This window comes from Burkholderia sp. L27(2015), assembly GCF_009765705.1.
Classification (GTDB): Bacteria; Pseudomonadota; Gammaproteobacteria; order Burkholderiales; family Burkholderiaceae; genus LMUX01.
In genome coordinates this window covers 1,300,318-1,325,605 of record NZ_LMUX01000021.1, presented here as the reverse complement: position 1 = coordinate 1,325,605, position 25,288 = coordinate 1,300,318, and the positions used below count along the sequence as shown (strand labels likewise).

Genomic DNA, 25,288 nt, shown 5'->3' with positions numbered 1-25,288 from the left:
TCGAGGATGGGTCGAGTATTGAGCGATTATCCGATAGCGGGCGCCCGACCGTTCGTCGCGACGCCCTGCCACGGCGATGACCTCAGGCCGCTGCGAGTTCGGCTTCGGCTGCGGCTTCGGCGTTATAGACCGGATAGTCGGTGTAGCCCACTTCGTTGCCACCAAAGAAGCTCGGGCGGTCGTAGACGTTCAGCGGCCAATTATTCCGAAAGCGCTCGGGCAGGTCGGGGTTAGCGATAAAGTGACGGCCGAACGCGACGAGGTCGGCGTCGCCCGCAGCGATGATCGCTTCTGCCGAATCTGCCGTGAAGCCGCCTGCCGCAATGATGGTGCCCTTGTAGTGCTTGCGTATCAGTTGCGCGGCTACCGGAGCCTGATCCTTGCTCTCGTCATCGACATTGCCCAGAACACGCGGCTCGATAAGGTGGATGTAGGCGAGATCGAGTTTGTCCAACTGCTGGGCCACGTAGCTGAACAGCGCCTCGGGGTTGCTGTCATGCATGTCGCCCCAGGAGCCGCTCGGCCCGATCCGCACTGCAACGCGGTCGCTACCCCACACGGAGATCAGGGCGTTGGCCACGTCGAGCAGGAACCGGCTGCGATTTTCGATCGAGCCACCGTAAGCATCGGTGCGTTTGTTGCTACCGTCTTGCAAGAATTGATCGAACAGATAGCCGTTGGCAGCGTGAATCTCGACGCCATCAAAGCCAGCAGCGACACCGCGTTCAGCAGCCTTGCGGAAGCTTTCCACCAAGTCCACGATTTCGCCGACTTCAAGCGCGCGGCTTGGCGTGCTGGGCACCCAGCCGGTTGCCGTGTAGGCGACGCCGCCGTGCGCTACTGCTGAAGGGGAAACTGGCGTGGCACCGTTGGGCTGAACGTCGGCGTGCGACTGGCGCCCGGCATGGTACAGCTGCAAGAAGATGCGGCCACCCTTGGCATGAACGGCGTCGGTGACTTGCTTCCAGCCTGCGATCTGGTTGTCGTCGTAGAGGCCCGGCGCACCCAGGTAGCCGTTGCCGTTGGCTGCGGCGATGGTCGCCTCGCCAATCAGGAAACCGCCTTTGGAGGTGCGCTGGGCATAGTATTCGGCCATCAGCGGGCCCGGAATGGCGCCTTCTTCGGCACGCATGCGGGTCAGCGGGGCCAGCACGACCCGGTGCGAGACTTCGTAAGGGCCGACTTTAACGGTGGACATGAGCTTGGACATGATTTTCCTCAGTATTCGGTTGTGGCCGGTAGTAGCGGGTTGTAGCTTCAGCGCGGCCGTACGTTTCAGCAGGTCAACCTTGGGCTTTGAAACTCGTTTGCCTGCGGTCGATCGATGGACTGAAGATTAGAAGAATTAAGGTCGAGGCGGTAGAGGGCGGGGGTTTGAAACAGTCAGGACAACCGTGTCCGCAATGACGTTTGCGATGGCACATCAGGGCTTTGCAGGCGGATGTCTTCGAAAAGAATTGGATACGATATTAGAATGCATGGTATCCAATTTTCCATTGGGCTTCTTGAGTTCGATCGGAAGCGATGGCAAGAATATTGCTCGATTCATCCAGCTACGCACGACCACGCCAGGAAACAAGTTGAAACCATCCAAAGTCCCGACGGCCACGTTGCCGCGCGCGCAGCGGCAACTGACCGCCACGCTGAAGGCCGCCTCCAAAGCGGACATCCACCAACGTATTTACAAGGCGATCGTCGAACACCGCTTGCTGCCAGGCACCAAGCTCACCGAGGAAAGGATCGCCGAGCTATTTGCCGTGAGCCGCACGCAAATTCGCGGCGTGCTGCAACGCCTGGCGGTCGAACAGCTCGTCACGTTGATTCCCAATCGCGGCGCCTTTGTCGCAACGCCTACCGCCGAGGAAGCGCATGACGTACTGGATGTGCGGCGCACACTGGAACCCGCCGTGGTGGCGCGCCTGATCAAGCGCATCGGCCGGGGCCAGGCGCCGAGTGCGATCAGGCAACTGCGTGCCATGGTCGAGCGCGAGGAGCGGGCGCGAGAAAGCGGGGACAGGCGCACCGCAGTGCGCTTGTCCGGAGAATTCCATATTCTGCTTGCCGATCTTTCGGGCAGCCGGATTTCGGAACGCATCATGCGTGAATTGACCCCGCTGACATGCTTGGCCATCCTGACCTTCGAGGCGCCGACTGTGGCGGCATGTCCCAATGACGAACATGCCCGCTTGGTGGACGCGATCGAAGCCGGCGACACGCGGCGCGCAGAGGCACTGGCCATAGAGCATCTGCATCACATCGAACGGGCTCTGAATCTGGATGGCGTGTATGAAGAGGTCGATTTGGCCGACGCGCTATTTGGATGAAGTTACGCACCAGCTTGGGCTGAGCACCCCAGATTTTGTACCCAAATCAGTGCGTCGCATTTGCGAGTTCGCTGACGATCTGCTTGGCTATTTCGCCGAGATGACCTGTCCCTGCTTGAGAAGACCTGTTTAAGAACGTCGAGCGCCGAACATGGAATTGGATACAATTTCTGGCACGGAGCTTGCGACACCTGCTACTCAAAGACGATCATAAGGTTAGGGCGGCTTGCGTCATACCCTTATTCCAATCGCTTTGTTTTGCCCAAGAAGCAGGTGCCTTATAACGGTGTCTCTCTCACGAAGGTGTGCGATGTCGGTTGGCGAATTGAACTGGGTCATTAGTAGCGGGGCGACTGCGGCGGGCGTCGGTTTGATGCTCGCGAGTCCAACGCGGATCTGCGCCGCTTTTCGTAGTCGAGGGATATGACTATGAAATTGCGTTGGGACCTCGTACTTCTTCCAGCGATGCTGATTTCCCTGGCATTGCTCGGCACCTCGCAATTCATCTTCCTGACGGGAAGCCTGCATCGCGACCTCGGCATGGGTCGCCTGGCGCATGCGCTGAGCTTGGACAACTACACTCAGCTCGTATCCGATAGCTACTATTTGGCAACGCTCAAGCTCTCGATCGAGGTGTCGGCGATCGCGACTGCACTGACCTTGCTACTGGCATTTCCCGTCGCTTACATCATTGCGCGCATGAAGTCGCGCTGGGGAATGGCGCTCTTGGCAGCCGTCGTGGTGTCCTCGTTTGTATCCATTGTCGTCAAAGTACTGGGGCTGATTTTGATCTTCAGTGCCAACGGCCCGTTCAACAAGTTGCTGATGGCCATGGGCGTGATCGGTGCGCCCGTCTCCTTGATCGGCACGCTGACGGGGGTCGTGCTTGGCCTGATGCACTATTCGTTGGGCTTTGCCGTATTACTTTTCTATAGCGTGGTGATCACCGTGCCGCGTTCGCTGGAAGAGGCGGCGCAAGGCATGGGAGCTAGCCGGGCCGGGGTGTTCCGGCAAGTGATCCTGCCGATGTGTCTGCCCGGGCTGGTTGGCGGTGCGCTAGTGATCTTCAACGTCAGCATGGGGGGCTTTACGTCGACGGCCTTGATTGGTGCCGGCAAGGTACTGACGATACCGGTAGTCATCGAACGAACCATGCTGCTGGAGAACAACTACGGCACGGCCGCCGCATTGGCTGCGCTCTTGCTTATCACCGTGCTGATCATCAACCTCGCGTCGGTAGCGGTGGTGTCGCGGATTCGTCGAGGGCTGATCCTGTGACGCCCTTGCACGACATCCGCCATCGCCTGGGTTTCAGCCCTGGTGAGTACCTCGGCCGTCACCTGAGCCGTAACCTGCGTCGTAACCTGATCAACGGCGGCATATTGACGTTCGCCTACCTGTTCCTACTCGGGCCTATCCTGTTTGTGGCGCTGGCCTCGTTCGACTACGGGCAGCGCGCCTACGTGGTATTCCCGCCTGAGCACTTCACGCTGGATGCGTACCGGAACATTCCATTCAAGTACTACGAAGCACTTTGGTTTTCGGTCAAGGTGGCGGTCGCTTGCACGGTGATGGCTTGCCTGATCGGTATTCCTGCATCGCTGGGACTGGTGCGCTCGAATCTACGCTACAAGTCATTTCTGCTCGCACTGCTGCGAGTACCGCTGCAGATTCCCGGCGTGGTAGCCGGACTCGCCTTCCTGCAAGCCTACTACGCGATCGGCGCGACCACGGGCTGGTATGCGACCGGCACGTTCTGGGGCTTGGCGATTGCCCACACTTTCGCGGCGACGCCCTTCGTGATCGGCACGCTTGTAGCGCTACTGCAGCGCTTTGACGACAGCCTGGAAGAGGCCGCGTTGGTGCTCGGCGCGAGCGCGTGGGGAACCTTCCGGCAAATCACCTTGCCGGTACTCAAGCCAGGGTTGTTCACCGGTGCGCTCTACGCATTCATGATTTCCTTTACTGATGTGCCGATAGGCGTGTTCCTGACCGGTGCAGATCACGTGACGTTCCCGGTCGAGATCTTCAACGCGATGCAGTTCGATTTCGAGCCCACCATTTTGGCGGTCTCTACCGTGGTGACGGTTTTGTCGCTTGCCTGTGTATTGCTGGTGCAGCGCATGGTGGGACTCGACGTGTTCGTCAAGACGGGCGGAGCGGACTGACGAGTCGGCTGCTTAGTTGTTTGCTCGGTTGCCTTGCAATCGCCCACGAATTTTTTCAAATTTATCTGGAGCAGACCTTGAAACGGAAATGCGCATATGTCACCGGATGGACGCCGTCGCTGCTGCTGGTGAGCGTGCTCGTGCTGGGATCTGCGCCGGCATTCGCCGGGCAGTTTGATGGGGTGACCGTCAGGCTCGCGACGTTCGGCGGAAATTGGCGCGACATTGTCGAGGCGCACGTCGGGAAAGCGTTCGAGGCCGAGGGCGGAAAAATCGAATACGTGTTGGGACAGCCGGCGCAGAACATGGCGAAGCTGATTGCCGCGCGCGGTCAACCGGCGCCATTCGACATCATGGAAACGATGGACAACTTTCTACCCATCCTGGCGGATGGAGGTTTTGTCGAACCGCTGAATTTGAAAGCGATTCCCAATGCAAATAGTCTGCCCGCCGATGAATATGATTCGAACAAAGTCATGATATGGGCCACGGAAGAAGGCATCGTTTATAACCTGGATAAATTCAAGGCAGCCGGAATCCCGGCTCCGAGCAAATACGCGGATCTGGAAAATCCCAAACTGAAGGGCAAGGTTTCTCTACCCGACGTCAGCGCAGGCGGAGCGATTCCCGCCATCGTCGGCATGGCCTGGGAAGCAGGCGGCAGCGAATCCAATATCGACCCTGCGTTGAACTTGATTGGCGCCATCGCACCGGCGAGCTACTGGTCGTCGTCGTCGAATCTGCAAACCGAGTTGACCGACGGCGACGTGTGGGCGGCCGCCGCGCAAGCCGGGAACATCCAGCGTCTCTCGGGCAAAGTATCACTCGGCATGGCATACATGCCCGTGAACGGCAAGGTCGGTGTGCTCAAGCAGGGTTACCTGGTCAAGATCAAAGGCACCAAACAATCCGCAGCGGTCGACTGGATCGTTAATCAATTCTTGTCGCTGCCCATGCAACTTGCCACTTCCACCGAAGGCGGACAGATCCCCAGCAGCAAAGTGGCGTTGGAGCAATTGCAAAAGGACAAATCGCTGGACTACCTGAAGCTCTCGCCGCAGGAGATCGCGGGCATGTACCGGATCGATTACGCCAAGGTCGATCAGGCATCGTACGTGCAGAAGTGGAATCGGAAGATAGGTGCGCGGTGATGCAAAAGAATCCGATTTCAACGGCCAAGGTCGAACTGCATAAAGTGGAGAAGCGCTACGGCGACACCACCATACTTGCAGCGCTCGACCTGCATCTCGAGGATGGTGAGTTCCTGACGTTGCTGGGCCCGTCGGGTTGCGGCAAGACGACAACGCTGCGCATGATCGCCGGCTTCGTCGAACCCAGTGCCGGTCGCATCATGATGGACGGTAGCGACGTCACGAGTATCCCTGCGAACCGACGCGAAATCGGCATGGTGTTCCAGAATTACGCGCTGTTCCCGCACCTCACGGTGGCCCAGAACATTGCGTTCGGCATGAAGCAGCGGCGCGCGACCGAAAGCGAGCAGCGCACTCGCGTTGCCGAGTTGCTTGACCTGGTCAAACTCCAGGGCACCGAAAAACGCTATCCAGCCGAGCTATCGGGCGGACAGCGTCAGCGCGTAGCGATTGCCCGCGCGGTCGCGCATCCGCCCAAGGTATTGCTGATGGACGAGCCGCTTGGAGCGCTCGACCTCAAGTTGCGCGAATCGATGCAGCATGAGCTGCGGGCGATACAGCGGAAATTGCGGATCACAACGCTATATGTCACGCACGATCAGACCGAGGCCATGGTGATGTCCGATCGCATCGTCGTGATGAACCAAGGCCGGGTCGAACAGACGGGCAGCGCCGAGGATATTTATTTCCGACCGGCTTCGCGTTTCGTCGCGCAGTTTGTGGGGCGCATCAATTTCTTGCCGGTGACCGTGGTGCATACCGGTACGGGTCAGGCTATCGCGCTCGCGGGCGTACCCGTTGCTGCACCTGGCCAAGTGCGGGTTCATGCGCACGGGCATCCGATGACACTCGCGATTCGTCCGGAGCATCTGCACGTGGTGCGCGCGCACGAGCTGCCGGCGGGGGACAACAGCGTGCGCGGCCGAGTGGTCGAAAGCATTTTCGTCGGCAACTTTGTGAATCTGGTGATCGAGCTTGCGGCTGGGCTGCGGGTCACGGTCGAAAGTCGTGCCGGGGCTGCCGGTCCGGTGCAAGGCGATGAAATTCATCTTTGCTGGAAACCCGATCACGCTATTCTTTTCGAACGCGATGCGGCGGAACTTGGCGCAGGTGCCGTGGTGTCTGCCGATACTTCAAGGAGTCGAAATGCTCAGTACTATCCAAATCCAGCGCCGACCGCAGACGCTCTGGAATGACGACCAGATTCGCGCGCTGGTACAGCCGGACCGGGTGCATCGCTACGCTTACGTCGATCCGGCCATTTTCGAACTCGAAATGGAGCGTGTTTTCGGCCGCGCCTGGATTTTCGTCGGCCACGAATCGCAAGTGGCCCAGCCCAACGACTTCCTGGCGACCACGCTCGGTCGCGAGCCGGTGCTACTCACGCGCGACGAGGACAACCAGCTGCACGTGATATTCAACCGCTGCGCCCATCGCGGCGTCGAGGTTTGCAGCGCGGCGCACGGCAATGCGCGGCTGTTCCGCTGCCCCTATCACGGCTGGACTTACCGTAGCTCGGGCGCGCTTGCAGCGATACCGCAGCGCAAGAGCTATCCACAGGACCTCGATTTCGACGATCCGCAGTGGTCGATGCGACGTGTGCCCCGGGTCGACAGCTACCGCGGCTTTGTATTCGCCAGCTTGAGTACCGACGGTCCGGATTTGGCGACTTACCTCAACGGTATCAAGCACAGCCTGGACGATCTGGTGGATCGCGCGCCGGACGGCACCATTTCGCTTCGCGGCGGAGTGAGCCGGTACACCGTGCGTGCCAACTGGAAAACGCAGATCGATAACGGCGTCGACCTGCATCATGCGAGCTACGCGCATGCTTCGACGCTGGACGAGGATGGCCGCCAATTCTCACGGCACGGCGGCGGCCCACGACTGATGGAAGGCAAACGTCGCGCGATCGATTGGGACGCGTTCGGCGTGGTCGGTTTCGATTTCGGCCATGGTTATCAGGGGCGTCCACCGGTGGAAACCTTGCCGTCCGGGCCTGTGTACGAAGCGTATGTCGCCTCGCTCGAAGCCAAGCATGGCAAAGCCGATACCGAAGCGATCCTCAAATACGACCGCTTCAATAGCGTGATCTATCCGAGCCTCACGTTCCAGGCTTTCGGCCAGCATATTCGTGTGGTGCGTCCGATCGCGGTCGATCGCACGGAGGTGAGCATCTATCCGGTGTGGCTCGATGGCGCGCCGGAAAAAATGAACCGCGATGCCATCCGCTCGATTGCCGCGACGCATTCGGCGGCCTCGCTGATTCAGACCGACGACGTGGAAATTTTCGAAAGAGCACAGCGTGGTCTTTCTACCGGCGCAAACGAATGGGTGATGTTCGCCGGACACATGGGCACTGAAGAGCCTTGGAAGGAGGGTGGCTGGAGAGGTCTGGGCACTTCGGAGTTCGTTTCCCGGATTCAGTACAAGCACTGGCTGACATACATGTGCGAAGGAGCCGGCCATGAATAGCATCGCCGCGGTTGTCCAACACGCGCCCGAGCTGCGCGAGGTGGAGCAGTTCCTGTATCGCGAGGCGCGTCTGCTCGACGAGCGCCGCTTCGAGGAGTGGTCGGCGCTGTTCACCGAAGACGGCGTGTATTGGGTTCCCACGCTACACGATCAGAGCAGCCCGGACGAGGCGGTGTCGATTTTCTATGACACGCGCGACACCATGCACGCCCGCATCAAGCGTCTGGCTCACCCCGATGTCCATATCCAGGCGCCGCCCTCGCATACCACCCACCTCGTCACCAATATCGAACTGGATCCCGAGCCGCAGTCATCGGGCGAATGGCGAGCCCACGCTTGCTTCGTGCTCGCCGAGTTCCGGCGTGCGGAGCCGAGGTGGTACGCAGGCCGCTATGAATTTCACCTGCTACGTCAGGGCAGCGATTTCAAGATCCGCATGAAGAAGGCGACGCTGGTCGACTGTTCGGGGTCTTTCACCGCGATGGCGATATACATCTGATCATCTGAATAGCTTACGAAGGCACGGGGAGCGCACATGTCCGCATTAGCATTGAATCCGCAACAGATCGCCGAGTATCACCGCGAAGGTTTTGTGATCGCCCGGAAAATGTTTACGACCGAAGAGGCGAACCTCATCTTGAGAACCGCCGAAACCGACGAGGCGATGCAGAAGTCGGCCTATATCCGCAGTGACACGACCGGTAGCCAGACACGCATGACGGTCTGGAGCGATCCGGGCGACGATATCTTCGGCATGTTCTCGCGCAGCGAGCGCATTGTCGATTCGATGGAGTCGCTGATCGGCGACGAGGTGTATCACTACAACTCGAAACTCAATGCCAAGGAGCCGTTCGAGGGCGGTGCATGGGAGTGGCATCAGGACTACGGCTATTGGTACAACAACGGCTGCCTGTTCCCGATGATGGCGTCGTGCCTGATGGCGCTCGATCCCTGCACGGTCGAGAACGGTTGCCTGCAGGTGCTCAGACGCTCGCACCTCGTGGGCCGCGTCGATCATGTGCAGTCGGGCAAGCAGGTGTCGGCTGATCCGGCGCGTGTCGAGCATCTGGTGAAGCAACTCGAAACGGTGCAGTGCGTGATGGAACCGGGCGACGTGATATTTTTTCACTGCAACATGCTGCACACCTCGGCACGTAACGACTCGCCCAAGCGGCGATGGGTGTTGATTTCCTGCTACAACGCGAAATCGAACGATCCGGTAATCAAGCATCACCACCCTCAGTACAACCCGCTGAAGAAGGTGCCCGATAGCGCGATCCTGGAAGTGGGCATGCGCCCCAGCGCTGCGAACAAGAAGTTCCTCGACAAGCCTTACAACCCGCTCGAATATGTTGCGAAATAACGCCCGAGCCGAGGTGAGGCGCGCGACGATGCTCGATACTCGGTGCGGCCTCTGTGGCGCCGACAGGCCCGCGCGCCTGGTGAGCGTGCAATGAAACTCGCTCCGGTTATCTACCACCGCGCAAACGCCTTGGACGAAGCGCTGCATTTACTGTCCGACACGCCGGATGCCATGGTGCTGGCCGGCGGCCAGTCTTTGATGCCGCTGCTCAACCTGAGGCTGGCGGCACCCGCTCATTTGATCGACATCAATCGGTTGGCGGAACTCGATCATATCCGCGAGGAAGGCGATTTTATTTCGATGGGCGCGATGACACGTCAGCGCACCATCGAGTTTTCCGAGCTTATTGCTGCGAAGCTGCCTTTGCTTGCGCTGGCGATACGCCACGTCGGGCACCGGCAGACGCGCAACCGCGGCACGCTAGGCGGGAGTCTTTGTAATTTGGACCCGGCAGCCGAACTCGCGCTGGTCACGTGTCTTTACGATGGCGTGATGGTCGTCGATAAAGTGGGGCACAGCCGATGTGTGACCATGAGCGAGTTCGCGCTCGGCTTCATGTCTACTGCGCTGGGGGCCGGCGAATTGTTGAACGCCGTACGGCTCACGCCCTGGCCATCGACTCATGGCTACGGCTTTCATGAGTTCGCGCGGCGCAAGGGCGACTGGGCGGTAGTTTCAGTGGGCGTTCTGATGACGCTCGACGTAGCGGGAAAAATCGATCGCGTCGCGATCGCACTGGGCGGCATCGCATCTACGCCATTGCGCAGGCCGCTCGCCGAAGCACAACTGTTGGGTGCAACGCCGAAGCTGGACCGACTCGATGCGGCCGCTGCCATGGTCGACGATATCGAGGTTCTCGATGATGCCAACGCGCCTGCCTGGTACCGGCGGCAACTCGCGCGAGTCCTGACACGGCGGGCATTGGTGGATGCCGCCCGACTAGCCGGAGCCCCCTTATGAGCACATCGCTTTCGCACATTGCGGTGCGAGTCGAAATCAATGGGCAACTATACGACCGCGAAGTGGAGCATCGTCAGACGCTGGCGGATTTCCTGCGTGAGAATTTGTCATTGACTGGCACGCACGTCGGATGTGAGCAGGGTGTATGCGGTTCCTGCACGGTGCTGGTCGACGGCATATCCGCTCGCGCTTGCCTGATGTTGGCAGCGCAGGCCGACAGCGCGAAGATCACGACCGTCGAAGGCTTGGCATGCAACGGCGTGCTGCATCCGCTGCAACAAGCGTTCTGGGACAAGCATGGCTTGCAATGCGGTTTTTGTACGCCGGGCATTCTGATCTCGCTGGTGGAGTTGCTTCAAGCCGATGCGCAACCGAGCGAGGCGCAGATCCGCGAGGTGCTTTCCGGGCATCTGTGCCGATGCACTGGCTATCAGAATATTGTGGCCGCGGCGCTCGAGGCCGCTGCACAGATGCGGGGGCCCGCACCATGACGCAGCCAACGCAGGTCATTGGACGCCGCGCGCGCCGCCAGGAAGATCCCGAGCTGCTGCAGGGCGCCGGTCGTTTCGTCGATGACATTCCCATGCCGGGTGTCTTGCATGCCGCCTTCGTGCGCAGCTCACTGGCGCATGCGCGGCTCGGCGCTATCGATATCGACGCGGCACTCGCGCTGCCCGGCGTGGTCGCGTGCTACACGGCAAGCACGATGGCGAGCCTGCTGACTCAGCCTAGGTTGCCAATTGCATTTCCGCAAGGGCAGCTCGGACCTGAGGCAATGCCCTTCGTTTTGCCGGAGTCGGAAACCTGCTATGTCGGCGAAGCGCTGGTCATGATCGTCGCGCATTCGCGCTCGATCGCCGAGGATGCCGCCGCGCTGGTCGATATCGATTACGAGGAGTTGCCGGCCTTGATCGATTGCCGGGAGGCGCTTGACCCTCAATCGCCGCTCGCCTGTGTCGCCGATCCCATTCAGCTTTTCAAGCGATTCAAGATTGCCTACGGCGATGCGGCGCAAGCGTTCAAGGATGCCCACAAGGTGGTGAAGGTCGAGTTGCGTCAACATCGTGGTGCGGCGCACCCGATCGAAGGCCGCGGCATCCTGGCCAACCCCGATCAAGCCACTGGAACGCTCACCGTCTGGGCCTCGACGCAGATGTCGCACGAGCTAGCCCATACGCTATGCAAGATGCTGGGCTTGCCGGAAACGCGAGTGCGCGTAATCGCTCCCGATGTCGGCGGTGCGTTCGGCTCCAAATATCTGGTTTATCCGGAAGACGTGGCAGTCGCCGCAGCGGCGCATGCCTTGAAGCGCCCCGTGAAGTGGATCGAGGATAGACGCGAGCATTTCTTGTCGGCGATTCAGGAACGTGAACAGTATTGGAGCGTCGAGGCGGCGGTCGACTCGCAAGGCAGGTTGCTCGGCGTGCGCGGGCAGATGGTGCACGATCAGGGGGCTTTTGCACCGCACAGCATCAATGTGCCCTATAACTCGGCCACCTCGTTGCCCGGGCCTTACATACTGCCCGCCTACGAGCTGGATGTCGCGGTCGCGAGAACCAACAAAGTGCCGGTCATTCCGATTCGTGGCGCGGGGTATCCGCAGGGCTGCTTTACGATGGAAAGACTGCTCGACCGTGTCGCCGATGCGTTGAAGATCGATCGGGGCGAAGTGAGATTACGCAACTATATCCCTCGCGATCGGATGCCTTACCCGACGCCCATGGTCAATCGCGCGGGTGCGCCGATCACCTACGACAGTGGCGATTACGCGTATTGCCACGAAAAAGCCCTGGCCGAAGCGGATCTGCCCGGCTTCCGGCGTCGCCAGGCGCAAGCAAGAAGTCGCGGGCAGTACCTCGGCATCGGGTTCGCTGCGGCCGTCAAGGGAACCGGTCGCGGCCCGTTCGAATCGGGAACGGTGCGGGTGTCGCACGACGGTCGAGTCAGCGTATTCACGGGCGCCTTGGCCATGGGGCAGGGGCTGGCGACCGCATTGGGACAGATTTGTGCGCAGGGCCTCGGCGTGCGGATCGAGGATATCGACGTGATCTGCGGCGACACATCGTTCGTCAGCCTCGGCATGGGCGGGTTTGCCAGCCGGCAAACGGTGACGGCGGGTTCGTCGGTGCACCTCGCCGCGTTGGCGGTGCGCGACAAGGCGATCAAGGTGGCGGCGCAGATGCTCGACGAACTGCCGGCGAATCTGACGATTGAAAATGGGGTGATTCACATGCCGGGCAAATCGGGTTCGGGCGTGCCATTGGCCGATGTGGCACTGCGTTTGCGAGGATTGCCCGGTTACGCGTTTCCGGAGGGCGCGGAAGCGGGTCTCGAAGCGACCTTCCATTTTCGGGTCGATCAGTTGGCCTACAGCAATGCGTTTCATGTCTGCGAAGTCGAGGTGGACATCGAGACAGGTTTTATCCGCCTGATGCGGTATATCGCAATGCACGACAGCGGCAAGCTGATCAATCCGATGATGGTGGAAGGGCAGATCCACGGCGGCATCGTCCACGGCATCGGCAACGCGATGTTCGAATATATGCGCTATGACGAGTATGGGCAGCCGACCACGACGACGCTCGCCGATTATTTGCTGCCCACCGCCACCGATATTCCGCATATCGAGGTGCTGCTTCATGAGAGCCCTTCGCCAGTCAATCCGCTCGGCGTCAAGGGCGCGGGCGAAAGCGGCGTGCTGCCGGTCGCGTCTTCGATTGCTTCGGCGATCGAGGACGCGCTGACGGGCTATGGCATCCGTATCGACGAAGTCCCGATTACGCCGTTGCGTTTGCTTGATCTCATCAACAAAGCCAATATCATGTGAGACGTTGGGCCGAGGCAAGACCTCATGCGGCACCTTGGATGCGTTTCGTCGGGTGGCTAGCCATCATTTGATATCCTCGTGTACATCCGGGGGCAATGTTGCGTAAAATCGGCCACTTGGGGCGCAGATCACTCGGACATCCGAGGCGCCGTACACCAAGTACTCGCGAAGTACTCGCATAAGGAAGCCGCCATGCTCGCAATCCCTGTTTCTGACGACCTGTCAGGCGGCATGCCAAGCGCCGAAAGAAAAGCCGCCATTCGTGACGCCTGCGTAGCGGAAATCCTCACGTTCTGGGACCGGTTGAACAACGCCGGAGAGATCTACGCGGAGTTGAAAAGCCATCTGGACGTGCTGAGGAATGTGAAAGAAAAAAGCGCGAAAGAGAACAGCCCGCTTCCTGACCTATTCAGAAGAAGTCTGGATAACAGTTGTTTTCTAATTTCGTGTCGCGACCCTTTATCGCTATCGGATCTCGGCGAAAAAAGCACCCGCTATCTGCACTTGTCCGCCGGTGGTCGGCATCTGATCGCGCGTTTCAACTGGTTGAACGTGGTGTCGAAAGATATCAAGAGTCTGGATTTCTGGATCGAATACCACAGAGATACCGTGAAGGTATTCGACAAGATATTGGATCGCTCGCGCAAGATGTTGCGCGAACTGGGCGACAAAGAGACGGATCCGGCCGTATTCCGATTTCATTCCTGAGCAAGCAGGTGGACATGTTCGGGTTCGATGCCGATGCTGATGGTGTCCCCCGGCGCTCCACCGATCTGCGCGGGGAATCTGCAGCGCAGCACGGTCTGCGGGTCGCCGTCCAGCGGCGACAGATCGAACTCTGACGTGTCGCCGGCGTAACGACGTCCGACAATCCGGCAAGCGAAGCGATTCATGCCGTCGTGCACCGCGCCTTGGCCATTGCGTTGATCGAGCCAGACGATTTTTTCAAGTCGGATAAACAGCGTGACCGGCCCGTCCTGTGCCGGTTCGCTTGACATCAAGCGTCCCAGGCCGGTATCGATGGAAGTTCGGCCGCCATCGCGGGTTGCCCGGCCTTCAAGGATGTTTGCGCCACCCACGAAGCGTGCGGAGAAAGCGGTGCGTGGACGACTGTAGAGTTCCTGCGGCGTGGCAACCTCGATGAAACGCCCCTTGGACATCACCGCCACTCGGTCGGACATCGACAAAGCCTCGGTCTGATCGTGCGTGACATAGATCGTGGTCACGTTCAGTGCGCGCTGGATCTTGAGCAGTTCGGCGCGCATCTGGTCACGCAAGGCGGCGTCCAGGTTGCTCAGTGGTTCGTCTAACAGCAGCACCTTCGGTTTGCCTACGATCGCTCGCGCCAGCGCCACGCGTTGCTGCTGGCCGCCGCTGAGCTTGGAGGCATAGCGCTTGTCCAGGCCGCCGAGGCCGACCAGATCGAGCGCTTCCAGCGTGCGCCGCTGGATGTCCTTCTGGCCTTGCACCTCCAGCGGGAACGAGACGTTCTGACCTACCGTCATGTGCGGCCAGATCGCATAGGACTGGAACACCATGCCGATGTTGCGGCGGTTGGACGGCACCAAGGTATTTCCAGCCGAAGAAAATACGGTCGCGTCGCCAATGATGATCTCGCCTTCGTCAGGGTGTTCGAGGCCGGCGAGGCAACGCAGCAGCGTGCTCTTGCCGCATCCGCTCGGGCCGAGCAGCGTGAAGAACGTATTCGGCTCGATATCGATCGACAAGTTGTCCAGCGCCAATGTCGCGCCGGAGGCCGAATCGAAGCGCTTGATTAGATGCTTGATGGTGATCACTTTTGCCTGCTCTTTAGTTGAGTCAATTCACTAAGCCACTTTCACGCCGAACCGCCTGGCGGCCCAGGAGAGCAGCGCCACCATCACGCCCAGCACAGCCGTGACCATCGTCACATAAGCACACAGGATGTTGAGGTTGCCGCCGTCCCACATGTCCAGCACCATCACGGAAAACACTTGATTGCCCGGGCTGGCGAGCAGGATAGACGCCGAATATTCGCGGAACGAGCGCAGCCCGACATAGATCACCGAGGTCAGCAGGCTAGGCGCAAGCAGTGCCAGCACGATGCGGCGAAACACGGTGAACCAGTGCGCGCCGCACATGGCGGCGGCTTCCTCAAGCTCATGATGCAACTGCGCGAGCCCCGAGCCGCAGATGCGCACGGCATAGGGCAGGTGCAGCGTGATGTAGGCGATCAGCAGGATCCAGGGCGATCCATAAATGGGCAGCGGCAGCAGCAAGTAGAACCACAGCACGCTCACGCCGACGATAAGCCCCGGCATGGCGACTGGCAACGTCGCCATCTGATCCAGTGTAGCCAGCAGGAACTTGGGACCTTTGAGCCGCAGGGTGCACCACGCGATCGTGCAGCCGAGCACGGTCGTAATAAAGCCGGCGGCGATTCCCAGTACGACGCTATTGATCAGCGCCTGGATAGCCTCGCCATACTCGAGCGCCGCCCGGAAATTTTTCAAGCTCATCAGCTTGAACGCCGCCATCGACGGGAGCTGTGAAAACGGAATGAACGCGTTCCACAGCAAAACCAGCATGGGCAGCAACGCCACCAAGAACAGCATCAGGATACCGAATGCCGTGGCCACCGGGCGCCAGCGCCCCAGGCGCTGTATGCGCGGATTAAACGCTTTGCCGGTGACGGTAGTGAAGCGCGAGAGATCGCGCGTGGCGCGGTGATAAACATACACGCCGATCAAGCTGGCCGCGAGCAGCGCAAGGCTATAGGCGCTGGCCAGGTTGAGGTCGGACGGAATGCGTTGCACGGCCAGGTAGATCTCGGTCGAATACATCACGTAGCCCGCCGGAATGCCGATCATCAGCGGCACCGCAAGAGCACCGAGACCATAGATGAAGAACATGATCCAGCCGGAGACGACGGCCGGACGCAACAACGGGATCGTGATGCGCCTGATTACCGTCAATGCCGAGGCGCCCGACATGAGCGCCGCGTCTTCGAGATCCGAGTTCATCGATTTGAACGCGGGCCAAAACCACAGGAAGGCGAGCGGGATTTCCTGCAACGCGCCCACCCAGACCATGCCCCAGAACGAGTACAGATTCAGCGGTGCGGACTTGAGCCCGAAGATCTGCATGGCCCACAGGTTCAGCATGCCACCGCGCGGCCCCAACAACAGCAACCATCCCGTCGCAAACAATATTGCCGGCACGAGGATAGGCACTAGCGTGAAGATGTCGGCCATCCGGCCCAACGGCGAATCGGTGCGCGCGACGATCCACGCCAGCGCGCCGCCGACCAGCAGCACGAGTGTCGCCGTGCAAGCCGCGAATTCCGCAGAAAGCAGCATCGACGCATAATGGTCACGCTGCGTGTAGGCATACACCAGCGAACTGGACGTGAAGTGCGGAGCAACGCCGGGCGGCGTATCAGTAGCACTGCCAAGCAGTAATGCACCGATCGGTGGAATGATCAGGTAGCCGACGACAAGAATCAGCGCGGCGAGCGCCAGGTTGCGTGCGAGCGTTGGAAGTTGGCGCCGCCGGGGGGAGCTCACCGGCGCTTTCGACGCGATTGTGGTTTCAACGCCTGGCGCAGACATGACGAGATTCCTTCAGGCCTGGACGGCTTAATTTCTGCGGATGAACAAGCTCTGCACTTCGCGATTCTCGGTGCGATAGTTGGATTCGGAGATCGGACCGAAGATCGTCAGGCCCTGCAAGCTTGCCACGGGTTTGCTGTAGGTGCCTTTGCGATTGCCGAACACCAAGCCGGGTTCGGTCTTGTCGACGGCTTCGAGGGTTTTCGCCGACGTGAGAAACTCCATGAACAGTGCTGCTGCATAGGGGTTTTTGGCTTGCGTGGTGACGGCGATAGCGTCGGGTACGCCGAACGCCGGGGACTCGTACACAAAGTCCACGGGCGCGCCTGCTTTCTGCAACCGTATGATCCGCATGGCCGATACGCCCCACGCAAGGTCGATCTGACCGGAGCCGAGACCTTCCGACAACCCCGCGATCGATGGGTAGAGGTGGTTATCGAGGGCGGCAAGCTTGCCGACTTTTTCAGTTGCCACCGCTTGGCCGTAGAGCGTTCCGTAGCTGTCCACCAGGTGTTCCAGCGAAGTCACCGTACCGGTGCGTCCTTTCCACTTCGGATCGGCAACCTCATCGAGCGTCTTAGGCGCCTGGATTTTGGAGATCCGGTCAGTACGCCATGCGATGGCTTCCATCATCACTTCGTAGTTCACTGCGGTCCAACCCTTGTTCTTGCCGCCGTTCAAGAAGCGTGGATCGAAATCCGACCAACTCGTCGGCTCGTAAGGCGCGAGTGCTGCGGACATGATGTCGAGCCGGTCCGATGTGATGATGACCGCGTCGGCGTTCGCGCGATTGGCGCGCTGCTCGATCATCAAGCGTTGCGGCAGGTCAGTTGTCGTAAGCCTGACGAACTGCACGTCGATGTTGGGATAATCCTTGTGGAACAGATCGATGAGGATCTGCGCGCGTTCGATCGCAATCGCGCCGTACAGCACGAGCTTGCCTTCGCGCGTGGCCTCTTGCTGCAACACGGTCATACGTTGCGCGGGGGGAAGGGCGGCCAGATAAGTCCAGACCGCGGCACCCGATTGCGGCGGTGCACCTTGCGCGCTTGCGGATGGCGCGAGCATTTGCAGGCACAAGGTGGCGACTGCGGGAACGATGCATCGTTGGAAAAGACGTTTGAAACGAGCTGTCGCCATATTCACTTCCGTATAGGTTCTTCGAGCAAAAACGCAATGCAAGTCCGCAGTGCAAGTCAGACATCCGCTACAAAAATGATCGACCATAGCCGTGATTCATGTCAATCAGTCAAAATCATAAGCCCAGGGGGAACAGTCCGTTGACCCGGACTTCGGGGGGCGTGCTTATATTCTCTGCTTATATTCTCGATTGACAGTTCCGACGACATGGGTTGATCATTTCCCGTCTCGAACTTACGTCTCGGAGAGTGGTTTCACAATGGGAATTCAACGATTTGGAGTCCGCTCCTATGCGGGCGGCAGAGTGCGCCACGCGGCCGTGGTTCGTGCCGGAAAATGGGTATTTGGCACGGGGCTGCGGGCTAGCGACGAGAGCGGCCTCATCGACGCCGGTGTGCGGCGTGACGGGCATCCGCTGTCGGTACCGCCGCGCGCGCAACGCGAGGCGGAGTTCATTTTCGATCGTCTGCGTAACGATCTCGCGCAAGCCGGTAGCAGTCTTGGCCATGTCGTGCGCGTGGACCAGTACTACCCGCATTGGAGCGCGGTCGATCCTTATCACGTCGCTCGCAAGAATGCGCTGGGTAAGGTCGTCGCGCCGAGCACGTCCATACTCGTGGAGCGCTTGCTCAATCTGGATGCCCAAATGGACCTCCAGGTGTTAGCGGTGACAAAAGACAGCGGGCTCACGCCTGAGCCGATTAACGTCGCCCGAGTGGGCGCACCGAAAGAGTCCGGCTATAGCGCGTCGCTGCGGGTGGGCGATCTGGTGTTCGTGGCCGGGCAGTTGGCACGTGACGAAACCGGCGGCCTGGCGCCCGAAGCCCAGGTGCCAGTGGGGCAATTGTGGAAAGGCACGCGTATCAAGCTGGAAACCAGCTACCTAGTGCGGCAGCGCTTGCAACCTGCGCTGCAGGCATCGGGTAGCGATCTGGATCTGGTGCTCAAGGCGCAGGTTTATCTGAGCCGGGTCGACGATCTGCCGGCATTCTGGCAGGCCTGGAGCGAGGCATTCGACGGCAATGTGCCGCCCACGACGATCGTCCCTGTCAAGCATCCGGGCTTCGGCACCCAGGACGCAACGATCGAAGTCAACGTAATCGCCGCCAATGAAAGCGCGCGCGACCGGATCAAGCAGATCGAGTGCGACGTCGAGCTGGTCTGCCCAGGGATGGCCCCGGCCCGGGCTTTGGACGGTCTGCTGTTCGTGTCAGGCTTGATGGCTATCGATAGTGAGGGCGTGGTCGGTGCCGCGCGCAGCGATGCGTCGATGCCGTTCTACCAGTCGAACGCGGCCGCCGAAATGGCCGACATCCTGGGCAAGGCAAAAACGATTTTCGAGGCGGCGGGCAGCGATCTCAGTCAGGTCGTGCGGGCCCTGCACTTCCATACCGATCTTGCCGATTTCTACGACACCTATCGGGAATGGGAAAAGCACATCGGCGACATCGGATTGCCGTTTAGCGCGATCCAGGTCAACGAGCGGCTGTTCGTTCCCGGCACGACGCTGATTCTCGACCTATGGGGTTTCATCCCCGAGCGTTGATGCGGGGCAGACAGGCCAACCGATCCGCTCCCAATACACGCCCTCGCTGCCGGCCCTCCTGATAAAGCGGTTCAAATCGCGGCCAGAACCCGCGCTCGGCACAGCCATGTCAAATTCAATACAGATAGTTATTAATCGATAAAAAATTGTTGTTTTTATTATCAAATTAATCTCTCGATAATTGGCTACTTGGATGAGACCACCTAGCCGGAGAGCTTCATGGGATTTACAGCAATAGAAAAGGTTCTGGCGCGTACTAGCGGTCGTGAGCATGTGCACGCTGGAGACATCTTGTATCCCGATCCCGACATGGTCATGATCCACGACGGTCTGGTGCGCGAAGCCAAGGGCGAACTCGACGCGATCGGAATCAAGCAAGTCGCAGCACCCAAGAAAGTGATGATGGTCAGTGACCACGACGTGCTGTACGGCAGCGATCGTGCTGCCGAGCGCGGCGCATTTAACCGCAAGGCCGCGGCGCAGTGGGGTATCGAGGGTTTCTACGATGCAGGTCGTGGCGGCCACGGGCACATCTTCCCGATGGAGCAAGGCTCTGTGTTGCCCGGCATGTTTTATTTCGACAACGACACGCACGCGACGAACGCGGGTGCGGTCGGCGCATTCGGGTTGCGCGTGGGCAACGAGATCTCGCGGGTGCTGGCCACGGGCACGACCTGGGTCGAAGTGCCCAAGACCGTACAGCTCGAGCTAAAGGGCAAGTTGCCCAACGGCGTGCAAGCGCGAGACATCGGTTTCTATCTCGCGAGACAGGTGAAGTCCGGCAAAGTATCGGTGGATCTCGACTATCGCGTGCTCGAATACGCGGGCGATCTCGATCAGTTCGGGCTAGGCGCCAGAGTTGCCTTGTGCAGTACACCCACCGAGATGCGCGCGGCTGGTGTGTTCGTGCCGCCTTCCGCCGCGGTATTGGAATACTGCACCAAACATGCCAAACGTGCGTTCACGCCGGTGTTCAGCGATGCGGACGCCACTTACGAAGCGCGGTTCTCATTCGACTTGAGCGCGATTGCGCCCCAGGTGTCGCTGCCCGGTAACGTCGGAAACGCCGTGGATGTCGGCGAGGCTGCGGGCACCGCTATCGATCATGCGTTTATAGGCTCTTGCGGTTCCGGCATGTACGAGGACCTGCTATGTGCGGCCAGCTTTTTAAAGGGCCGACGGATCGCATCGGGCGTGCGGCTGTTCATCGTGCCCGGCTCTGAACGTTCGACTCGACGCATTGTCGAGGAAGGCTTGATGCAGATATTCCTCGACGCTGGCGCAATGCTGTTGCCGGCTGGCTGTGGTCCATGCAATGACGCGGTGGTTGGACCTGTCGCACGGGGCGAGGTTTCGCTGTCGACCGCGACCAATAACAATCATGGACGGTTCGGCCCGATCGACGCACGCCTGTTCCTCGGCAGTCCGGCGACCGTGGCCGCTTCCGCGCTCGCAGGAAAAATCACTGATCCCCGTACGATGCCGGCCGATGCGGCTTTGCGCGACCGAATGGAGAGTGCTTATGTCTGAATTCAATTGGGTCTTGCGAGGACGTTGCTACAAGCTGGGCGACGACGTGCCCCATGCGGGCGACGTCATTCCCGCCAGCTTCGTGACCGGCCGCGAAATGAATCCCGATGTGTTGATCCCGCATCTATTCGAGCGCATCGATCCCGGCTTTCATACACGTTGCCGTCCAGGCGACCTGATCGTGACCGGCCGCAACTTTGGCATGGGCCCCAAGGGCAATGGCTATGTCGCGATGCAGGCGCTCGGTCTCGGGTTGTTGTGCGAATCCACTTCCGTGCAGTCGTACCGCGCCGCGATTTGCAATGGCTTGCGAGTTCTCACCCATTGCACGGGCATAACCACGCTATGCGACACCGGTGACGATATCGAATGCAATTTCTTTACCGGTCGCTTTACCAATCACACGCGCAAGCAAACCCATGATTTTCCACCGGTGCCTGAAGAGTTACGCGAGCTGATCGCCGAGGGTGGCAACAAAGGGTGGTTGGCGCACTGGTGGCAGACCGTGGGCGCCAGGCAGCAAGCTTGAAAAAGTGCGCTGCATAAGCGCGGTCCGACATGGACAGCCGTGCAGCATGACTTAACCCGCGTTGCTTAACCCCTTGAAAGAAAGGTTCCGAAGCGCCATGCCGATCAAACTACTTCGCCGCGTCGCGGGCTCTATCGTGTTGTTGGGATTGTCCATCGGACTGTCGGCGGCGGCGGAACCGTCCGCTGCGACCTATCCCAACGGCGTCATCACCTTTGTTGTCGGCGCGACGCCGGGAGGCGCGACCGATATTGTGGCCCGTGTGGTCGGCCAGCAATTGAGCAAGGCATGGGGTGTTCCGGTCGTGGTCGTGAATCGCGCGGGAGCCGGCGGAGAAATCGGTGCGGCCTATGTTGCGGCGGCCAAACCGGACGGGCAAACGGTCCTGGTGGCGCCTAGCGCATTTGGCGTGCTGTCAGGCCTTAGCAACAGCTTGCCCTACGATTCGTTGCGCGACTTTGCCGGTGTCACTTTGATGGCGCGTACCCCGAGCTTCCTGGTGACGCCGTCGGCACGTGGCATTAAGACTATCGCGCAGTTGCAGGCCTATGCGAAGACCAAGCCGGCTGGACTCGTCTACGGCTCCGCCGGCACTGGCAGCACCGGTCATTTGCATGCTCTGCTGGTTGCGACCGGCGGTGGTTTCAAGGGCGAGCACGCGCCGTATCGCGGTACGCCCGAAGCCGTCAATGATGTGGTTGCGGGCCGTATCGACTATGCATTTTCGCCGGGGCCGAACGCGTTACCGTTCGCCAAAGACGGCAAGCTCACCATCATCGCAACCACCTCGGCATTAGGCGACAAGTTCGCGCCCGGAGTGCAAACCCTGGAACAGGCTGGGGTCACGGGGGACCCCGGCGACGATTGGTACGGCGCACTGGTGCCGGCTAAAACGCCGAAGGATATCCGCGTCAAATTGAGCAGTGAGATCGCCCGAATCTTGACGCTGCCTGAGGTGCGCGCGAGCCTGACTGCGATCGGAGGAGAGCCGGTGTCGAGCACGCCCGACGAGTTCGACGCGATGCTCAAGCAGTACATCGCGAATGTGAGAACGCTGGGTCATACCTACGGGATTCAATTGCAATGAGGCCCGAGTCATGAGTCCCGATTCACCAGCGTGTGTGTCTGAGCGAGGCCGATCGTGATCGAGCAATCGCTACTCAACCTGATGCAGGGCTTCGGCGTTGCGCTGCAGCCGCACAACCTGATGTGGTCATTCTTTGGCGTATTGATCGGCAATCTCATCGGGGTACTGCCGGGCATGGGCGCGTTATCGGCGATTTCCCTGTTGCTGCCGCTGACGTACACGATGCATCCGATACCGGCGATATTGATGCTTGCCGGCATTTTTTACGGCTCCCAGTACGGCGGCGCGATAGGCGCAATCCTGCTGAACTTGCCTTGCCACCCACCGCATGCTGTGACCTGTCTGGACGGTTACCCCATGACTCGGGCAGGCAAGGGCGGCACAGCGCTTGGCATCACGATGATCTCGTCGTTTTTCGCGGCGTCGGTCGGCATCGTCGTCATGATCTTTGCCTCGCCGCTGTTGGTGCGCGTTGCATTCAGTTTCGGCCCGGCAGAATTATTTTCGATCATGTTGCTCGGTTTGCTGGCCGGCGCCACGCTATCGAAAGGGTCGGCCCTGAAGGGCGTCGCCATGACGGCGATAGGGTTGCTGCTGGGCATCGTCGGCACCGATGTCAGCAGCGGCGTCATGCGCTTTACCTTCGGTTTGCCGGAACTCTCTGACAAGGTCGAACTCGTTGCGTTGGCGCTCGGTCTTTTCGGCGTCGCCGAATTTCTGCAAAACGTCAATCGGATGAAGGTCATCGGCGGTGGCACCAAGGTGCGCCTGCGTGATATGCGGCCGAGCGCCGCGGAACTCAAGCAATCGTTCTTGCCGATGGTGCGTGGCACTCTGGTCGGCACGGTGTTTGGCGCGATGCCCGGCACCGGTCCCACCATCACGACGTTCATCGCTTACGCCATAGAAAAAAGAATATCCAAAAAGCCCGAACGGTTTGGGCACGGTGCGCTGGCGGGTGTCGCGGCACCGGAAGCTTCGTCGCATTCGAAGACGCAGGTCGACTTCATTCCGACCATGAGCCTCGGGATTCCGGGAGATCCCGTGATGGCGTTGATCCTCGGGGCGCTGTTGATCCAGGGGATCCAGCCGGGCCCTCAACTGATCAGCGAACATGCGGATTTGTTCTGGGGTTTGATCGCCAGCTTCTGGATCGGCAATGTGCTGCTGGTGATACTCAACGTGCCATTGATCGGTGTGTGGGTAAAGCTGCTCCAGGTTCCCTATCGTTACCTGTATCCATCGGCGTTGTTCTTTATTGCCGTGGGTGTTTACAGCACGAACAACAGCTTGTTCGAAGTCGGGGAGGTGTTGGTCTTTGGCATAGCTGGGGCAATCTTCGCCGCGCTGGACTTCCACGTCGCCCCGGTTCTACTCGGCTATGTGCTGGGACCGATGGTCGAGGAATATTTCCGGCGCGCGCTGCTGCAGTCGCACGGCGACATGATGGTCTTCCTGGATCACCCGATCAGCGCTGCTTTTATCGCAGCCAGTGCGCTGTTGATCGCTGGTCAATTTTTCTTTCGCGCGAAACAGGCTCGGCAGGCGCCACGTCGTGCTGAAGCAGTGTCGGCTCAATGAGGCATCGAACGTCTCATTCCCTGACGGCGGCAGTTCGCGGCGCAATCCCGAGCCCGAGGTAGGCGTTCTTTAAAGGAGCTATTTATGGCAGATGTGAAGTGGAACGGTGGCAACGAACACTGGATCAAGAAGGGCGATGTCCGGTTGTTTCTATGGGAAAAACCTGCTGCACCGGCAGCGAAACCGGCGGGAACCATTCTTTTCGTGCACGGCTCGTCGATGGCGGGGCAGCCGACCTTCGATCTTCATGTGCCCGGCCGCCCGCATTCGTCGGCGATGGATTGGTTCGCCGAGCGTGGTTTCAATACGTGGTGCATGGATAACGAGGGTTATGGCCGCTCGGATAAATCGCGTCCCATCAACTTCGATATCAGCAATGGCGCCGACGATCTGGCCGCCGGCAGCGAATACATCCTTGAGCGCACTGGTGGCGGCAAGCTATTGGTATATGGGATCTCGTCCGGCGCGCTCAAGGCCGCGCTGTTCGCGCAGCGCCACCCGGAACGCGTTGCGAGGCTGGTGCTCGACGCCTTTGTATGGACAGGCGAAGGCAGTCCGACCTTGCGAGAGCGCACGAAGAAGCTGGCAGACTTCAAAGCGAACAACCGACGCCCGATCGATCGCGCGTTCGTACAAAGCATATTCAGCCGCGACCATGCCGAATGCGCGGACGCAGCAACGGTGAACGCGTTTGCGGATGCTATCTTGACGCTCGACGACTCGATGCCCACGGGCACCTACGTCGACATGTGCTCGAAATTACCGCTGGTCGATCCGCAAAAAATCACAGTGCCGTCGATGATCTTGCGTGGCGAATACGATGGGATCGCCAGTATTGACGATCTGCTGGCATTCTTCCGGGGCTTGTCCAATATGGACAAGCAATTCAGCGTGATGGCCGGGATCTCGCATGCGAGTTTCCAGCAAAAGAACTACATGACGGTTTATCACCTGCTGCACAGCTTCTTTACGGTGCCTAAGCCGGTCTACCTCGCCTGAACGATCTGTCTTCAACTC

22 protein-coding genes are annotated in these 25,288 nt (G+C 59.9%); 18 read left to right on the top strand and 4 right to left on the bottom strand.

Going from position 1 to position 25,288, the window contains the following annotated elements:
• Positions 1–82: 82 nt before the first annotated feature.
• Positions 83–1,210, bottom strand: a complete 1,128-nt coding sequence (locus tag GSQ77_RS24305) for an alkene reductase (protein ID WP_158905607.1) — start codon at positions 1,208–1,210, stop codon at positions 83–85.
• A 370-nt stretch (positions 1,211–1,580) separates the two neighbouring features.
• On the opposite strand from GSQ77_RS24305, the gene GSQ77_RS24300 reads away from it, so the two are divergent.
• The 12 genes from GSQ77_RS24300 to GSQ77_RS24245 all read left to right on the top strand — a co-directional run bounded on the left by GSQ77_RS24300 (position 1,581) and on the right by GSQ77_RS24245 (position 13,976).
• Positions 1,581–2,324 (top strand): GntR family transcriptional regulator, encoded by a 744-nt coding sequence (locus GSQ77_RS24300; RefSeq protein ID WP_254067764.1) that lies wholly within the window; start codon positions 1,581–1,583, stop codon positions 2,322–2,324.
• Between the two features lie 429 nt (positions 2,325–2,753).
• Positions 2,754–3,602 (top strand): ABC transporter permease, encoded by an 849-nt coding sequence (locus GSQ77_RS24295; protein ID WP_158905603.1) that lies wholly within the window; start codon positions 2,754–2,756, stop codon positions 3,600–3,602.
• A complete protein-coding gene (locus GSQ77_RS24290; protein ID WP_158905601.1) occupies positions 3,599–4,492 on the top strand; it encodes an ABC transporter permease in 894 nt (297 codons plus the stop codon). The genes GSQ77_RS24295 and GSQ77_RS24290 overlap by 4 nt, the downstream gene beginning before the upstream one ends.
• A gap of 77 nt (positions 4,493–4,569) precedes the next feature.
• Positions 4,570–5,643, top strand: a complete 1,074-nt coding sequence (locus GSQ77_RS24285; protein WP_158905599.1) for an extracellular solute-binding protein — start codon at positions 4,570–4,572, stop codon at positions 5,641–5,643.
• Complete coding sequence (locus GSQ77_RS24280; protein WP_158905597.1) at positions 5,643–6,839, top strand: ABC transporter ATP-binding protein; 1,197 nt, start codon at positions 5,643–5,645, stop codon at positions 6,837–6,839. The genes GSQ77_RS24285 and GSQ77_RS24280 overlap by 1 nt, the downstream gene beginning before the upstream one ends.
• Positions 6,790–8,118, top strand: coding sequence for an aromatic ring-hydroxylating dioxygenase subunit alpha (locus GSQ77_RS24275; RefSeq protein ID WP_158905595.1), 1,329 nt, complete (start codon positions 6,790–6,792; stop codon positions 8,116–8,118). Before GSQ77_RS24280 ends, GSQ77_RS24275 begins: the two co-directional genes overlap by 50 nt.
• A complete protein-coding gene (locus GSQ77_RS24270) occupies positions 8,111–8,617 on the top strand; it encodes an aromatic-ring-hydroxylating dioxygenase subunit beta (protein WP_158905593.1) in 507 nt (168 codons plus the stop codon). The genes GSQ77_RS24275 and GSQ77_RS24270 overlap by 8 nt, the downstream gene beginning before the upstream one ends.
• Positions 8,618–8,653: 36 nt before the next feature.
• On the top strand, positions 8,654–9,481 hold the full coding sequence (locus tag GSQ77_RS24265; RefSeq protein WP_158905591.1) for a phytanoyl-CoA dioxygenase family protein: 828 nt from the start codon (positions 8,654–8,656) through the stop codon (positions 9,479–9,481).
• A 90-nt stretch (positions 9,482–9,571) separates the two neighbouring features.
• The gene (locus GSQ77_RS24260) at positions 9,572–10,441 is read left to right on the top strand and encodes a xanthine dehydrogenase family protein subunit M (protein WP_158905589.1); all 870 of its coding nucleotides are present in this window, start codon (positions 9,572–9,574) and stop codon (positions 10,439–10,441) included.
• Positions 10,438–10,932 (top strand): (2Fe-2S)-binding protein, encoded by a 495-nt coding sequence (locus GSQ77_RS24255; protein ID WP_158905587.1) that lies wholly within the window; start codon positions 10,438–10,440, stop codon positions 10,930–10,932. Before GSQ77_RS24260 ends, GSQ77_RS24255 begins: the two co-directional genes overlap by 4 nt.
• Positions 10,929–13,268 (top strand): xanthine dehydrogenase family protein molybdopterin-binding subunit, encoded by a 2,340-nt coding sequence (locus GSQ77_RS24250; protein ID WP_158905586.1) that lies wholly within the window; start codon positions 10,929–10,931, stop codon positions 13,266–13,268. Before GSQ77_RS24255 ends, GSQ77_RS24250 begins: the two co-directional genes overlap by 4 nt.
• 192 nt (positions 13,269–13,460) lie before the next feature.
• A complete protein-coding gene (locus tag GSQ77_RS24245) occupies positions 13,461–13,976 on the top strand; it encodes a hypothetical protein (RefSeq protein ID WP_158905584.1) in 516 nt (171 codons plus the stop codon).
• Here the strand turns inward: GSQ77_RS24245 and GSQ77_RS24240 are convergent.
• The 3 genes from GSQ77_RS24240 to GSQ77_RS24230 are packed head-to-tail and all read right to left on the bottom strand — an operon-like array spanning position 13,967 to position 17,998.
• Entirely contained in the window at positions 13,967–15,064 is a 1,098-nt protein-coding gene (locus GSQ77_RS24240; protein ID WP_158905582.1) for an ABC transporter ATP-binding protein, read from the bottom strand. The two genes, GSQ77_RS24245 and GSQ77_RS24240, sit on opposite strands and share 10 nt — an antisense overlap.
• A 30-nt stretch (positions 15,065–15,094) precedes the next feature.
• Positions 15,095–16,858: an iron ABC transporter permease gene (locus GSQ77_RS24235; protein ID WP_158905580.1), complete on the bottom strand. Its 1,764-nt coding sequence runs from the start codon at positions 16,856–16,858 to the stop codon at positions 15,095–15,097.
• A 27-nt stretch (positions 16,859–16,885) separates the two neighbouring features.
• Positions 16,886–17,998, bottom strand: coding sequence for an ABC transporter substrate-binding protein (locus tag GSQ77_RS24230; RefSeq protein ID WP_158905578.1), 1,113 nt, complete (start codon positions 17,996–17,998; stop codon positions 16,886–16,888).
• Positions 17,999–18,257: 259 nt separating this feature from the next.
• Here GSQ77_RS24230 and GSQ77_RS24225 point away from each other — a divergent pair, with 259 nt between their 5' ends.
• From GSQ77_RS24225 to GSQ77_RS24200, 6 genes are all read left to right on the top strand, one after another.
• Positions 18,258–19,544, top strand: a complete 1,287-nt coding sequence (locus GSQ77_RS24225) for a RidA family protein (protein WP_158905576.1) — start codon at positions 18,258–18,260, stop codon at positions 19,542–19,544.
• 219 nt (positions 19,545–19,763) lie between these two features.
• Positions 19,764–21,074 (top strand): aconitase family protein, encoded by a 1,311-nt coding sequence (locus GSQ77_RS24220; protein WP_158905574.1) that lies wholly within the window; start codon positions 19,764–19,766, stop codon positions 21,072–21,074.
• On the top strand, positions 21,067–21,603 hold the full coding sequence (locus GSQ77_RS24215) for a hypothetical protein (protein ID WP_158905572.1): 537 nt from the start codon (positions 21,067–21,069) through the stop codon (positions 21,601–21,603). The genes GSQ77_RS24220 and GSQ77_RS24215 overlap by 8 nt, the downstream gene beginning before the upstream one ends.
• 97 nt (positions 21,604–21,700) lie before the next feature.
• On the top strand, positions 21,701–22,690 hold the full coding sequence (locus tag GSQ77_RS24210; RefSeq protein WP_158905570.1) for a tripartite tricarboxylate transporter substrate binding protein: 990 nt from the start codon (positions 21,701–21,703) through the stop codon (positions 22,688–22,690).
• A 54-nt stretch (positions 22,691–22,744) separates the two neighbouring features.
• The gene (locus GSQ77_RS24205; RefSeq protein WP_158905568.1) at positions 22,745–24,271 is read left to right on the top strand and encodes a tripartite tricarboxylate transporter permease; all 1,527 of its coding nucleotides are present in this window, start codon (positions 22,745–22,747) and stop codon (positions 24,269–24,271) included.
• Positions 24,272–24,355: 84 nt separating this feature from the next.
• Entirely contained in the window at positions 24,356–25,270 is a 915-nt protein-coding gene (locus GSQ77_RS24200) for an alpha/beta hydrolase (RefSeq protein WP_158905566.1), read from the top strand.
• The last annotated feature ends 18 nt before the right edge of the window (positions 25,271–25,288 follow it).